We start from the raw sequence: 12,968 nt of genomic DNA on the forward strand, positions 1-12,968 counted from the left end.
CATCTAGGCTGATTTCGGAAAGGCACCCGTCCGAAATCACGGAGGAATCCGATGTCGCACGCTTCTGCCGCATACCCCAGCTCCGTGCCCGTCGGAGTCGATACGACTCGGGCGAGTATCGCTCGCGTGTACGACGCCGCCCTCAACGGCAAGGACAACTACGAGGTCGACCGCGCCGTGCTGGCCCAGGTCCGCACCGTCGCGCCGCAGGTGAACGATCTGGCCTGGGCCAACCGCGATTTCCTCATCCGCGTGTGCCGCTTCCTCGCCAGAATGGGGATCGACCAATACCTCGATCTCGGCTCGGGATTACCCACGGCGGAAAACACCCATCAGGTGGTGCAGCGGGTGAATCCCGAATCGCACGTGGTCTATGTCGACAACGACCCGTCGGTGCTGACGCACGCGAAAGCACTACTGGCGAGCAACAGCCGCACCCACATCGCCGAGGCCGACATCTTCGCGCCCCTCGATGTGCTCGGCAACGAGACCGTGCGGACAGAACTCGACTTCACCCGCCCGATCGGGCTGTTCCACATCGGCACCCTGCACCACTACCTCGGTGAAGACGCCCCCACCCTGATGCAGACCTACATCGACGCCCTCCCCGCGGGCTCCTTCGTCGCCATCGCCCACTTCCACGACCCCGAAACCCCGGACTACAGCGAACTGGCCAAGAAGATGGAAGAGAAGTTCATCCACAGCCCCATGGGCAGCGGCCGCTTCCGCACCCGCACCGAAATCCAGGCCATGTTCGGCACCACCACCCTGATCGAACCCGGCCTCGTCCGCTGCGACGACTGGTGGCCCGACGGCCCCCACCTCACCCCCCTTTCCGACGTCCGCCACTGCATCCTCGGCGGCGTCGGCCAGAAGCGCTAGCGATCTGGCGACATTGGCGGGAGCGGGCCGGCTCGGTGATCAACCAGCCCCATGCCTGTCCGGCGCATCTGGTCGCGTGGCTGTCGGCAGGCTGAACTAACGGAATTTGATGCCTCGCCGAATAATTAGCGTGGTTCGATCGAAGATATGTTGTCGTAGAACGTGGAGGGTATCGCCTGGCGGGAGACCTCAGCGCGGATAGTGGCGAGGAATTGCTCGAATCCGTGACGGGCAGGCACACGAGCCACTGCCCATTCGCTTGCGCTATGTTGACGGTTCTTCGCGGCGGTAAACGTCTAGGTAAGGATCCTGTCGAGGCGGGCGGCGGCCAGCACAGCCTCTGGAGTGCCGTAAATTCAGACACTACAGAGCGCTTCGTGCCAGACGTGGTTATCGACCGTTGCGATGTGATCATCCGGTGTGTCGGCCAGCGCAATCTGTTGAATGGTGTCGTAGCTGGTGCGGAAGGCGCCGGTGAGTTGCTGGTAGCTGTCGGCGCGTTTATCCCGTTGCCAGCGGGTGATTTCGGCACGCTGGTCCCAGAAGCGGCCGATCACAATGCCGACCACAGCAGCTGACGCCGCCAGCAGTGCGGCGGTCATCAATAGGCTCCTCGCTGTTCGTTGATCTCCGCGGGTTGGTGCGCGGTTGTAGGAGTCATCTGTGTCGAGTGAAACACTCGTACAGGCACTGGCGGCAGGTCTAGTTCACTGCGTGCCGCGCTGACGAATTGTTCGAATGCGGCTCCGGCCGGCTCGCGCGCCTGATTCCACTCGGTGCGGTCCTGGATTCGGCGGTCGGTCGCGGCGGTGAACAGGGCGCCGAGAGCTTCGTCCAGTTGGGTAACCGCGACGACAACATCGGTAGACCCGTGGAGCCACACGGCGGCGACTGCGCTATCCCACGCCGCGAACCCGCCTGAACGAGTGTGCTCGACGAGGGCTTGGAACGACGCGGCATCAGCGCCGGTCAGGGCAACGACACGAACCGCTTCATAGGTGACTTGGAACTGTTCGATGACACGCTGATAACTAGCAGTCTTCTGATCACGACGCCAGCGAGTCGATTCGGATCGTGTGTCCCACAAGCGCCCGATCATGACTCCGACCAGGCCGGCCAACGCGGCGAAGAATGCTGCGGTCATCGTTCCCCCAACGGACCCCTGAACGGAGCCATGGCTAGTCTACTGTCCCCATCGTCATAGGCATAGCCACCCATCCGGGTACCAGCGCCGCCTGGATACCAGGATCGGGTTCGAGACGACAACATCGCCGCTCCTCGACGGATCGTCTTCGATGCGCAGCTAGGGCTTGTCAGACAGTCGAATGTCTGCTCTTGCCGATTCCACGGTGTTGAAGTGGTCTTCTCCCAAGAGCTCGGCCCACTCGCGGCTGTCTGTCCTGCGTGTCGGAGCGTCACAGTAGCGTGCTCATCGACGGATGGAGAGCGTGGAGTTCGTGATGGGGTCTACTTCGAACTGGTTGTTGAGCCGGGGATTGACACCGAAGACGGTGTACTCCGCGGTCAATGTACAGCCGAGCGGGATTCGCACGGATTTGCCGCAGAAGCCCCTGGCTGGGGGCACGTTCGCTGATGGTTCGTTTCTGGTGGTGGGGAGCTCGTCGGACGAAATCGTACAGCCAGCGTCTGTCGGCTGGAGCGACACCACCGCGTACGGGCGATGACCATGCGACTCAGTCGAGGGGACCGCCGTGCCAGGTTGGAAGCGGGCGTGTCCCGGCGGCGACCTGGTGGGCGGCCTCGGCGAGCAGGCGGGTGGAATCCAGTGTGGGTAGAGGGGATACGTCCGGGGTTATCAACAGGGGGATCTCGGTGCAGCCCAGAGCGACGGCGTCGCAGCCCAGACCGTGCAGCCGGTTGATGATATCGAGGTAGCGCTGCCGGGATGCGGTGGTGAACACTCCTTCACAGAGTTCGGTGAAGATGATGTCGTCGATCGAGCGGCGTTCGTCGGAGTCGGGGATCTCGGCGGCGATCCCTTTGGCCGCGAATACGCGCGGGTACATCGGGCTGGTCATCGTGTACTTGGTACCTAGCACTCCAACTCGCTGGTAGCCTTCCGCAGCCGCCTTTTCCGCGACGATTTCCGCGATGTGGAGGCCCGGCAGGGTCAGGTTGTCGCCGGCGGACTCCAGGGCCATATGCGCGGTGTTGTCGGGGCAGACGAAGAACTCTGCCCCGGCCTTGGCGAGGCGGTCGACGCTGGTAGCCAATGTCTTTCGAATCGCACTGTGGTCGCCGGCTTCCCAGGCGGGCATGCTGCGGCCCATGGCGATGCAGTCCAGGGTCACATCTGCGTGCTGGTGCGGTCCGAGTTCGCGGGCGCCCTCCTGGGAGAGGGTCCGCAAGCACAGCGACGCTCCTTCGATACTGTGCGCCAAGATCCCGACGTGTCTCATACGTTGCTCCTTGTCAGCACGAATAGCGCCGTCCATTTCCCGAATAGCGTTCATAATGAACCCGTTTCGGCCCACCGCGCTGCGGACCGCTCCGCTACCTTTCGGAGCCGCTGGAGGAGGACCCGGTTTTCAGCCTGTTCGAGCCGGAAGGCAGTCGGAGGTTGACGTCGGGAACGCCGGTACCGTTCTCTGCCAGCAATGCTCGTTCCGGAAACGATGATGGTGGACGCGAGTGCCGCCAGGATGTGGTTCGGCATTCTGTGCGTGAGGGTGGTTCAGTCGTTGGTGTCCGCGAGTTCCCGGACTGCGGCTGCCAGTGGTTTCCATGCGTGTTCGGGTAGGTCGTGTCCGACTCGGGGAAGAAGGAGCAGCCGAGAGCCGGAAATCCGGGACGCGATGGCATGAGCGGCATTGGTTTTGATCAGCGGATCGTCTTCGCCGTGCACGACCAGGGTCGGCCGCGTGATCTCGGTGATCGCCGGCCCGCTCCACTGGGCCCCGATCTGCCGGCTCTGTGCCTCCCGGTCGTGAATTCCGCTGTCGGGGTTGTGTTCCAGTCGGGCGCGCACGGCCGCCTCGTCGAATTCGTGACGGGGAGAGGCGAGGAGTTTCGCCACCGCGACGCCCGCATCGGTCGCGCCCGCTCGGGTGTCGGGAAACTTCACCCGGGCGAACTTCGCGAGCGTGCCCAGCCGGATGTAGCGCAGTGCGCGCAGTCCGATGACATCCCCCGGGATGGCATCGACCGAGGTGAGGGTGCGTACGCGGGCGGGGTGTCGAAGGGCGACCCGCTGGGCGACCGCACCACCGAGGGAGACGCCGAGCACATGCGCCGAACGCCAGCCCAGTTCGTCGAGCACCGCCACGGCATCGTCGGCCATATCTTCGGCGGTGTAGGCCGAACCGCGCCGAGCCAGCAGCGCGGTGATCGGGTTCCGCACTGCCGTGGGTGGCAGATGTGTCGATTCACCGCCGTCACGCTGGTCGTATCGCGCTACGGCGAAACCGAATTCGGCCAATTGCGCGCAGAACCCGTCGGGAAGCCAGTGCCGGTTCGCGCCAAGCCCGGTGGCGATAAGCAACGGTTCTCCGCCTGCGTGTGGCATGAACTCGTCGAACGACAGGCGTACCGCTCCGTTGTGCGCCCATCGTCGCGGTCCCCATTTCGCATCGGGTGACATCTCGAACCTCCCAAACTGTGATCAGTGAACGCAGTTTAAGATAGGGCATGACGGACACCGGGCGATAGGGGGTACAACGAGTGGCGCAGTCCGCGAAGGTGACGCCGACGGTGTGGGAACGCGCGGAAGGCAGGCGCGGGCCGGCTCCGGCGCACAGCCGCGACGATCTCACGGCCGCCGCGATCGAACTGGCCGACCAGGGTGGTCTGGCCGCTGTCTCCACTCGTCGGATCGCCGAGAAACTCGGCGTGAGCCAGTCGGCGCTGTACCGCTACGTGTCGGGTCGTGACGATGTACTCGACCTCATGGTCGATTTCGCTGCCGGCCAGATCGATCTCGACATGGCACCCAGTGGTGCGGTGATCGACGACCTCATAGCCTTGGCGGTCCGCGCGAAGACCGCCCACGTCAGCTATCCGTGGCTATTGGACATCCCTGTCGAGCCCTTGCGGGTGGGACCACGCGGGATCGCCTACCTCGAGTGCGCGCTGCGGGCCATGGCGGGCATCGACGTGCCGGGGCCGGTGAAACTACAGGTAATCGCGGTGTTGAACGCACTCGCACAACAGTTCGCTCGCGCCGAGGTGGGTGACCGGACCGCGGACCGGTCGCGGCGCATCTCCCAGGCGGCCTATCTCCACAAGACCGCCGAGCAAGGCGGCCACCGGCTTCTCGCGGCAGCACTAGAGGAATCGGGCCGCGACGGAGACGCACCGGATGACATGTTCGAACTCGTGCTGCGCCGAGTGCTCCAGGGGTTGCTCAGACCGGACTGACCGCAACGCCTAAGCGTCTTGGACGCGATGCGCTGGTAGCGCCATCACGACGACCGCGACGACGACCCTGGCGGCAGCGATCGACCAGAAGGCTTGCCCGTAATCGGCAGGTGCAGTGTTTGTCGCGGTGATCAACGCCCGGCTGGCGGTTGCTATGGTCGGCGAGTGCCGCCGTCTTATCACGTGACGTCAGTCTTGAACCGCGCCTCCATCGCGAGATTCGGTTTGGACTGGCGGCGTATGGGCGCAGCGCGGGGGATTGCCGGAAGCCACCGACCCGAGCAGGCCGGCTGCTTCCTTGCGCTCAACGACTTCGAGTGTGACTGGTTCGTACGCATGAACAACACCGGAGGACCCGTGGACGTGTGGGAAGTCCGCGGAATCCGGACCGATGATCTTGTGTTGTCACCGGAGGGCCATTACTACTTTCCAGGAGTGATCGCAGCAGCTCAGCTTCGGGTGATCCGGCGCGACGTGCCGCCTGTCCTGTCCTGACCGGCAACCACCCGCGAGATGCAGCGCCTCTTGCCATGATCGCGCGAGGCGAACGTACGCACATGCCGATTATCGTGCGTTTTGGCCGTTCCGGTGCAGGAAGTTCACCCTTAACCGGTGGAACCAGATGACCTTGTAGAGATTGAACTATCGACCGACGAGCGCCGACTGCTGTGGTGGGGTCTAGGAGAGTGGTCCGGCCCGGCGAACTGCAGTGAGAATCTAGCGATCGCGATGGACTTCGAAAGCGTGGCCGACCTACTCGAACAGGAGCGGCGATTGCGTTTGGCGTTGGAGGCGAGAGAAGTGCTGAGTGCGCGAGATTGGCGGCGCGCATTGTTGGCGACCGAGTTCGTCTTCGCGAGCGATGTTTTCGTTCTGGCGTGGAGTGGTCGATCACCACCGGGCTCCGGGACGAGGAGACTGTTCGTACACTTCGCCGGTTGCAACGCAAGTTCGCCCGCGCCCTGCCGGATGTATTGTATGGCCGTCGCTGATCTACATGTCCGCTCAAGCCGCAACCCGAGCGTTACGCGATCGATGAAAACGAGATCGACTCCGGCTGTCCGGTAGCCGTAGCCGTCTGCGCGTGGGCATCGCTATCCATGAGTACTTCAGCTGACATCGACGTCGCCTTCACTGACGATGACCTCGTATTGCGCGGTCGGACGCGGTATCGACCGCGCGATCGCCGACCGTGACCTCGGGCCGATCCTGCTCAACACCCGCGGCCGACGTATGGATCGCCACTGCGCCACAAAGCGTCTACGCGCCCTGGCCGCAGTCACGGTGGTTCGGCCCGCCTCACATGCATCCGCATATGCTGCGCCACACCTTCGTCACGACCTGCTCGATGCCGGTGTCGATCTACGCGATGTGCAGATCGCCGCGCGCCACGCCGACCCCCACACGATGCGCTACGACCGCGCTCGAAACGACCTCGACCGGCACGCCAACTACATCCTCGCCGCCTACATGGCCTCGGGCACATGAAATCCCATCGCATACAAGCTGATGCAGCGTCGGCCGGCGAACGCGCTCAACAGCCGATTACGGCGTGTCAGATCGCCTTAGCCCCGCTAGGGAGGTACGCGAGTCCGCGCTGGCGGATGGCTGACAGATGACGAAACCCGCTGACTACCAACAGAGTTCGTGTCTTATCGGGCGATCCGGCCTACGATCACCCGTATGGCTGCCTTGATCACGACCGTCGCGTTGGCGTTTGTCGGCTACCTAGCGACATATCTCAACAGCGTGCGGCTGGCTCAGAGACAGGCCCGGTTGACGAGGGTGAATCTTCAGCTGAGCGACTTCTACGGGCCCTTGTTCGCACTGATGGAAGCCAACACCCGGGTCTATGACACCTTTTCGGCGAAATACGTTCGGCCCGATGGTCGTGACCCCTTTCGCCACGATATCCCGCCGACCGAGGGCGAGCTCGCCGAATGGCGTACGTGGGCAACAGCGGTCTTCATACCGAACATCCAGGCGATGCGCGATGTGGTGGTGACCAAAGCCGACCTGCTCATCGAGAAGGAGATGCCGCGTGTCCTGCTCGAACTTTGCGCGCACACCTCTGGATACGAAATCACCGCGGCGGGCTGGGCACAGGGAGACTATGAGGACCACCTATCGCTGATTCCCTTCCCTGGGCGCGAACTTCGTGAGTACACCCGGGACCGGTTCATGTTCTTGAAAGGCGAGCAGGCACGGCTCCTGGGCGCCCGTACCAAGCATTCCGATGGGCAACGCTGAGGGATCGTCTATATCAATCAAGGGTCGACAAGGACCGCCTTCCCGGTGACCGGCCAGTCTTGACGCCGATCAACCGGCGATGCGAGTTTTGTTCCGGGACGCTAGGCGATGACACGGTCGAGATGTCCTGGCATGCCGCTGGGCGTGCATAGCGAGGGTCGTGGGGACGAACGCGCTCAACTGCCGATAAGCAAAGGACTCGGACTGCACTACGCTTCCCGCATGCTCAAGCTCAGACTGACGAATCCATTCGACGACAAGATGATCACGATGTGGCTGGAGCCTCTCGGCGAGGACTATTGGATGCGCCCCAAGGAAGCGTTCACGGTCGAGTTCAACGAGAGCGAATACTCCGAGTCCATGTGCGGGGCGCATTTCGATGTCTCGTGGTTCCCAGGAGGGGACCTGGAAGTCTGGTCGGGCGCGCTCGCTCTTGTCCGCGATCAATCCGGTGCTGAGCTGCAATGCGGGCATCAGCGACCGCTCGTCCAGTAGGGGCTGCGGACGTTGCGACTATCAGCGCTCATGTCGATGAGCGTGCTTTAGGCGCTCCCCAACTGATTGCCGCTGCTGCCGCGCTCAGGGTCGGGCAGCTTCGAAGAAGTTGCGGTAGAACCACGGCTTCGGACACCTCCGAGGGCGACGGCACGTTCCGGCCTCGATCAACTCAGCACGCAATTCATCGCTGACATTCGGGTGATGAGCAACCAACTCGCGGAACAAAATGGACGCGTCTCCATACATTCTGGCCTCGAGCTCCGCAGCAGGGCGCAGCGCGTCGGTCGGCACGCCAGGGTCGAGGATCGCATTCCACCGAACGTGTTCGTCTTGATCAATCACTAAGAGAGCCAGGGCATCCGGTGGGGTGTTCGGATTTCGTGCGGTCCACAGCCGCACCGGCCGAACCGTGTCGACAGCGAGCTCACGCAACCTATCCGGCAGGGTTTCGGGTTCCCGGGTTTCCAGAACGCGGCGGTACCCGCCCGACCGCTCGGCACGAGACCGCACTCTACGCATGTCCACTGCGGAAGTCTTCCACCTCACGAAGTAACCGTTGCGGAGAGAATGCGTTCTTGGGGCAACTTCATCGTCGACCCTCCTCACGGTGAGGGCGCGAGCGCGCCATAGGCGACCAGGGTCACTACCGCGATCAGTGTGGCGAATAAGTAGGCCAACGCCCACCTGGCGTTTGGTTCCGCCGAAGGCGAGCAGTCCCAATCCGGTCAGCAACTGGAGCGGGCACAGCACCAACCAGAGAGCTATCAGGTACGGGATCAGCAGCAGCACCGAGTACACGAACAATGCGATAGACAGGGCGGCGAGCGTCGGCGGGCCGAACCAGCCCGACCGCGGTCGCGGCAACTTGTTCATAGGTGGCCTACCAAGCCGACGACGATGAGCAGCACCAGCAGCCACAGCAGACTCATAGCGGTTCCACCAACCAGCATGGCGTGTACTCGGTGCCTGTGCCGCCCGACCGTCAGCACAACGGGCGGCGCCAGTGCGGATCCCGCCGTGACCGCCACCGCCGCTACTACCCGGTCGAAGCCGAGCATGTTCCATACAGTCAGAAACCACAGGAACTCGACGAAGAACAGCACTGCGCCGCTGAGAGTCGCCCATCGCCAGAACAGGGAATCGTTGTCGAGTTCGGAGTCAGGAAGATGCCACAGTGACGTCGGTGCCAAATCCCGCATCGCGATTCCGCCCCGCTTCCGTCACTTCTGCGCACAGCCCGTCCCGAGATCTACGGGAAAGCGTGCGATCGCCGTGCGGCGACATGGCCCCGACAGAAAACGGGCGCACCTGTTTCCCGAGCACATCAGGTCCTGTCTGTCGCGAAGCTCTCTGTCGGCGCCGTAATCGTACGCTGTCCATGGTTCGCGCGAAAAGTGTTGTCCGACACTTGGTCTCCTGTGGGCCGACGACTCTCGGCGGCAGAAAAGGCTGGTGAACGACGTCCCCGCTGAATCGAATGCTTGCTGCTCCTGCTGTGTACCTGCGATAGCACGATCTCGGACACCAGAGACACTGCTCTATACAAGCGTGGTTTCCGAGACTGGCGCAGGTGGGGTCGTCTACGCGCAGTCGTCCATCCCGAACAGGTCTCACGTGGCCGGATTCCCGCCATTCGCCTACCGGGCGGAGGAGCCGGGCGCCTGGGAGGGTCTGGCCTTGGTCGGAAGTAGCTCGAGCCGCGAACGTCGGCGTCCCGTCGATGATCCTCTGGCACTTCGGATTACAGGACGCCTGAGTCTGAACGTTCGCACCTGACGAATATCGGGATGCCCGCGACCAATGACGTTGATACCCTCCGCGCATGTCGGATCGACTGAGCAACGGCGCATCGGGAGCGCTTCGCCGTTTTGCCGGATGGGTAGCCCGTGGATCGGTCGGTCATCCGGTGCTGGACGGGATCAATTATTGGGACGAGTTGAAGAACTCACCTTCGCAAATGGAGATCTGCTTCGCCATCTTCGCCAACGTTCTCGAGTTCGATGACCAAGGTGAGCCCCTCAACGAGAAGTACGCCGAACGCCGCGCCGCACTGTGGCTCTATAAGTACTGCAAAGGCGAACTCCCGCCGGGAGAAGTGGACCTGCAGGCCTGGGAAGTCGAACTCTACTGACCACGCGTCCTGGGCTGAATGCACGGTAATGCCGCTGGGCGGGCGGTCTCGAAAGTCTGCATCTGCCGCGCCGCCCGCGCGATCCCGAGGGTCGCAGCACAGCTGACGAATCCACTCGACTGCCGATTTCCGTGAACCGGGTCTTCTACGACGCGGAGTATGCGATCCCGCAGCGGCGTACGGCGAATGAAGAGCCCGCCATCCAATGCAATGACTGGGTCGAGGGCGATGCTGACGGCGTGATCGGGGACCGACGTCGCTTCTTCGAGCAGAAGCGCAGAGTTGGCCGCCGCTGATACCAGGGATCGGTCGGCCGAATCGGTGTGGTCGCAGCTCTGGCCAGTCTTCTTTCCCATGAACAGAGTGTCGATCAGCGATCGAGCCTAGCGACCAGTTTGCCGGCTGAGATCGCCGAATGAAATGCCCGGTATGCAGAGTGCCGCGCTGTTCGAACCGGCTAGGAGTGGACGCCCAGGCCGGATTGCACCGCTACAGCACATCAGCACACGAGTATCGCTCTTGCCGAGGACCGTGCTGGAACTGGATCAAGGCTGGGTGCAGGCATGTTCGCGATCGAACGAGCCGACGCTTCCGGTGCCGGTGGGGAGGTTGCGGGTGGCGTCTGCGTATGCCTCTCCCGGGGTCGCCCCCTTACCGAAGCCCACGATCGGGAACCCTGCGACGATCGCGAGCGGACTCGTCACGACTGCACCGCAGCCGTTCGCGAACGTCACCATCATCCGGCAGTCGATGATGCCTTGACCCTTGCACGCTCGGTCGGCGGCTTGGATGGCGTCGGTTTCCGTGGGGTGGTTGATCGAAAACGCGTAGACGTTGCCCCACACGCTGAGGGAAATGGCGCCCCAGTTGACCGGGTCGGCGGCGGCGGGCGGTGCCGCAAGAACGGCAGCGGCGCTCACCGAGAGCGCCGCGGCCGCAAGGGATTTGTTGAACATGTGGCGTGCTTCCTCTGCGCGCCGACCAGGGTGCGGCGATCGCATGGAAGATACCGCAGCGCATGGACTCGAGATCGCCCCAAGTCTTGGGGGCACGGCAAAGATCATCACGCACTGCGGTGACGCAGCTGCCGAAACCGATGTAGTCGCACCTTCGCTGCGGGAGCGCCCCCGTAGGCGGCCATCGCCTCGCACAGAGACGGACGCAGTCAACCTATGACGACGTGCGGCCCGGGCCAGAGCCGTGGCTGCGGTGGATTCGGTCCTTGCCGATGTGCGAGCTTGGGCCGAGATCGCCCGAGGTGGTGGCGGATAAAGGATAAGTGGACACGCTGTGAACCAGCTGCATACGCTCCCATTCATGACCGAGCAAGAGCCGAACACCAGGTACCTCGACGATTCGAAAGTGCTTGCCGCTATTGGCGAATGGATCGCCCCTCGGGTTCAGCCGGTCTCCGTTCGTTTGCCCCTCGAGTTGGCCGAAGCAGCCGTGGCTGCCTGGAATCGTGACGAAAGCGGTGAGATCGGGGAGGAAACCCCCGACCAATATGCTTTACGCGACCGCGCTGCGGAGCTGGCACTGATCGGGTTGGCATTCTCTGAACGTGGCCGCCGCGACGGCGAAGACATGGTGGTCGATCTCCATGCTTCATCCGTCGCAGCCGCGATACACGCAGCGCAGTCCTCGGACCATCGCTGACGGCGCACGGAGCCGCCGAGCACACACCGTATTCGTCGTAGGTTAGGCGGCGCTGCATGGCGGCACGTAGCACGTCGAACCATCCGCTATTGCCGCGACCCGTGCGTTCACGAGGGTCGGTTCATGCCTGACACCGCTGTCCGATGGCGGCGTAAGCGCTGAGGTCCCACGCTTCGGGGTGCATTGGTTCGCTGACGTGACCGTAGCGGTCCGATCCGATTGATTCGGGTCGCCATCGGTGCGGGGCGACCAACCCTGGTGTGTGTAGGTGGTAGCCGGTGAGCATCGACGCGATGTCGTCATGCGTGCGTGGGTGGTAAGCGATCCCGGCTGCGCGCAGGGCCTGCGCGGCCGATGTGATGTCGTGGCCGAAAACATCGGCGGTGATGTGGGTGAGCACCAGCCAGGTCCGGGCCGGTAGCGCGTGGGTCAACGCCGCGATCATCGTCGGTGCGTCATCGATGAGTTCGGCGGTGCCGGACAGTATCAACGCTATCGGTGCCGACATGTCGAAGGTTGTAGCAATGGCCTCGACTACGGCGGTGGTGTCGGTGAGGTCGACTTCGGCGGTGCGGGTGTGGTGCCCCGCCATCAGGGCGCGGGCGTGGTTGGCCGCGAGCTGATCGTTGTCGATGTAGAGCGTGCGCGCGCTGCTGGTGTGATCTTCTGCGAGGTCGTGGATATTCGGGGTGTGTGGGAACCCGCACCCGAGTTCGGCGAGCTGGGTGACCCGCTGGTGGTTCAGGAGATGGGTGACGGCGCGGCGGGCGAATCGGCGGGATTCGGTGATCGCGGGTGTGATCTTGTTGCCCGCAAGTTTTTCGGCGATCACGTCATCGGCGGGGTAGTAGTCCTTACCGCCGAGCAAGGCGGAGTGAACGCGAGCGCTGTTGGGACTGGACTGGTCCCACATGACGCGCTGTGGGCGGTCTGTTGTGCTCACTTGTTGTTGCTTCCTCCTGCGCGGTCGGCAAGTTTTGGGCCCCGGAGATTGCGGCATTACCGGGGGTTCGATTCGGGGGCCGCCTTCGTGCTGCCAGGCCGGGTGAGTGTCGTGTGGTCTCACAGGGGCGGCGCGAAGGCCATTCGATCGGTCGGTGTTTCGGTGCGGGCGTGCAGGTCAGGGCAGTAGATACAAGCGTTCGTTCGGAAGCCGCGGAAGCCCGGTGCAGCG

16 protein-coding genes are annotated in these 12,968 nt (G+C 63.4%); 7 read left to right on the forward strand and 9 right to left on the reverse strand.

Annotated features, from left to right (window positions below):
- The first annotated feature begins 51 nt into the window (after nt 1–51).
- The gene (locus HYG95_RS06390) at nt 52–882 is read left to right on the forward strand and encodes an SAM-dependent methyltransferase (RefSeq protein ID WP_181697070.1); all 831 of its coding nucleotides are present in this window, start codon (nt 52–54) and stop codon (nt 880–882) included.
- A gap of 356 nt (nt 883–1,238) precedes the next feature.
- Here HYG95_RS06390 and HYG95_RS06395 read toward each other — a convergent pair whose 3' ends face one another.
- The 4 genes from HYG95_RS06395 to HYG95_RS06410 all read right to left on the reverse strand — a co-directional run bounded on the left by HYG95_RS06395 (nt 1,239) and on the right by HYG95_RS06410 (nt 4,483).
- On the reverse strand, nt 1,239–1,484 hold the full coding sequence (locus tag HYG95_RS06395; RefSeq protein WP_181697071.1) for a hypothetical protein: 246 nt from the start codon (nt 1,482–1,484) through the stop codon (nt 1,239–1,241).
- A complete protein-coding gene (locus tag HYG95_RS06400; protein WP_181697072.1) occupies nt 1,484–2,026 on the reverse strand; it encodes a hypothetical protein in 543 nt (180 codons plus the stop codon). The genes HYG95_RS06395 and HYG95_RS06400 overlap by 1 nt, the downstream gene beginning before the upstream one ends.
- Before the next feature lie 550 nt (nt 2,027–2,576).
- A complete protein-coding gene (locus tag HYG95_RS06405) occupies nt 2,577–3,356 on the reverse strand; it encodes an aspartate/glutamate racemase family protein (RefSeq protein ID WP_255495029.1) in 780 nt (259 codons plus the stop codon).
- A 221-nt stretch (nt 3,357–3,577) separates the two neighbouring features.
- On the reverse strand, nt 3,578–4,483 hold the full coding sequence (locus tag HYG95_RS06410) for an alpha/beta fold hydrolase (protein WP_181697073.1): 906 nt from the start codon (nt 4,481–4,483) through the stop codon (nt 3,578–3,580).
- Between the two features lie 80 nt (nt 4,484–4,563).
- Between HYG95_RS06410 and HYG95_RS25105 the strand changes: the two genes are divergently transcribed.
- The 4 genes from HYG95_RS25105 (at nt 4,564) to HYG95_RS06430 (ending at nt 8,004) form a co-directional block, all read left to right on the forward strand.
- Nucleotides 4,564–5,259, forward strand: a complete 696-nt coding sequence (locus HYG95_RS25105; protein ID WP_220139147.1) for a TetR/AcrR family transcriptional regulator — start codon at nt 4,564–4,566, stop codon at nt 5,257–5,259.
- A 1,140-nt stretch (nt 5,260–6,399) separates the two neighbouring features.
- Nucleotides 6,400–6,747, forward strand: a complete 348-nt coding sequence (locus HYG95_RS06420; protein ID WP_220139148.1) for a hypothetical protein — start codon at nt 6,400–6,402, stop codon at nt 6,745–6,747.
- 195 nt (nt 6,748–6,942) lie between these two features.
- The gene (locus HYG95_RS06425) at nt 6,943–7,509 is read left to right on the forward strand and encodes a hypothetical protein (protein ID WP_181697074.1); all 567 of its coding nucleotides are present in this window, start codon (nt 6,943–6,945) and stop codon (nt 7,507–7,509) included.
- Nucleotides 7,510–7,731: 222 nt separating this feature from the next.
- Nucleotides 7,732–8,004 carry a hypothetical protein gene (locus tag HYG95_RS06430; RefSeq protein WP_220139149.1) on the forward strand — a complete coding sequence of 91 codons (273 nt, stop codon included), beginning with the start codon at nt 7,732–7,734 and terminating at the stop codon, nt 8,002–8,004.
- An 84-nt stretch (nt 8,005–8,088) separates the two neighbouring features.
- Here HYG95_RS06430 and HYG95_RS06435 read toward each other — a convergent pair whose 3' ends face one another.
- Entirely contained in the window at nt 8,089–8,880 is a 792-nt protein-coding gene (locus HYG95_RS06435) for a hypothetical protein (RefSeq protein WP_181697075.1), read from the reverse strand.
- Nucleotides 8,877–9,206, reverse strand: coding sequence for a hypothetical protein (locus tag HYG95_RS06440; protein WP_181697076.1), 330 nt, complete (start codon nt 9,204–9,206; stop codon nt 8,877–8,879). Before HYG95_RS06440 ends, HYG95_RS06435 begins: the two co-directional genes overlap by 4 nt.
- Before the next feature lie 623 nt (nt 9,207–9,829).
- Between HYG95_RS06440 and HYG95_RS06445 the strand changes: the two genes are divergently transcribed.
- Entirely contained in the window at nt 9,830–10,138 is a 309-nt protein-coding gene (locus HYG95_RS06445; RefSeq protein ID WP_181697077.1) for a hypothetical protein, read from the forward strand.
- Here HYG95_RS06445 and HYG95_RS06450 read toward each other — a convergent pair.
- Both HYG95_RS06450 and HYG95_RS06455 read right to left on the reverse strand, forming a co-directional pair.
- On the reverse strand, nt 10,132–10,494 hold the full coding sequence (locus tag HYG95_RS06450; protein ID WP_181697078.1) for a hypothetical protein: 363 nt from the start codon (nt 10,492–10,494) through the stop codon (nt 10,132–10,134). The genes HYG95_RS06445 and HYG95_RS06450 overlap by 7 nt on opposite strands.
- Before the next feature lie 189 nt (nt 10,495–10,683).
- The gene (locus HYG95_RS06455) at nt 10,684–11,094 is read right to left on the reverse strand and encodes a DUF4189 domain-containing protein (RefSeq protein WP_181697079.1); all 411 of its coding nucleotides are present in this window, start codon (nt 11,092–11,094) and stop codon (nt 10,684–10,686) included.
- Nucleotides 11,095–11,455: 361 nt separating this feature from the next.
- Here HYG95_RS06455 and HYG95_RS06460 point away from each other — a divergent pair, with 361 nt between their 5' ends.
- A complete protein-coding gene (locus HYG95_RS06460) occupies nt 11,456–11,794 on the forward strand; it encodes a hypothetical protein (protein ID WP_181697080.1) in 339 nt (112 codons plus the stop codon).
- Between the two features lie 121 nt (nt 11,795–11,915).
- Here HYG95_RS06460 and HYG95_RS06465 read toward each other — a convergent pair whose 3' ends face one another.
- Nucleotides 11,916–12,737 carry an SAM-dependent methyltransferase gene (locus HYG95_RS06465; RefSeq protein ID WP_181697081.1) on the reverse strand — a complete coding sequence of 274 codons (822 nt, stop codon included), beginning with the start codon at nt 12,735–12,737 and terminating at the stop codon, nt 11,916–11,918.
- Between the last annotated feature and the right edge of the window lie 231 nt (nt 12,738–12,968).

The organism is Nocardia sp. GTS18 (assembly GCF_013839555.1).
GTDB classification, from domain to species: domain Bacteria; phylum Actinomycetota; class Actinomycetes; order Mycobacteriales; family Mycobacteriaceae; genus Nocardia; species Nocardia rosealba.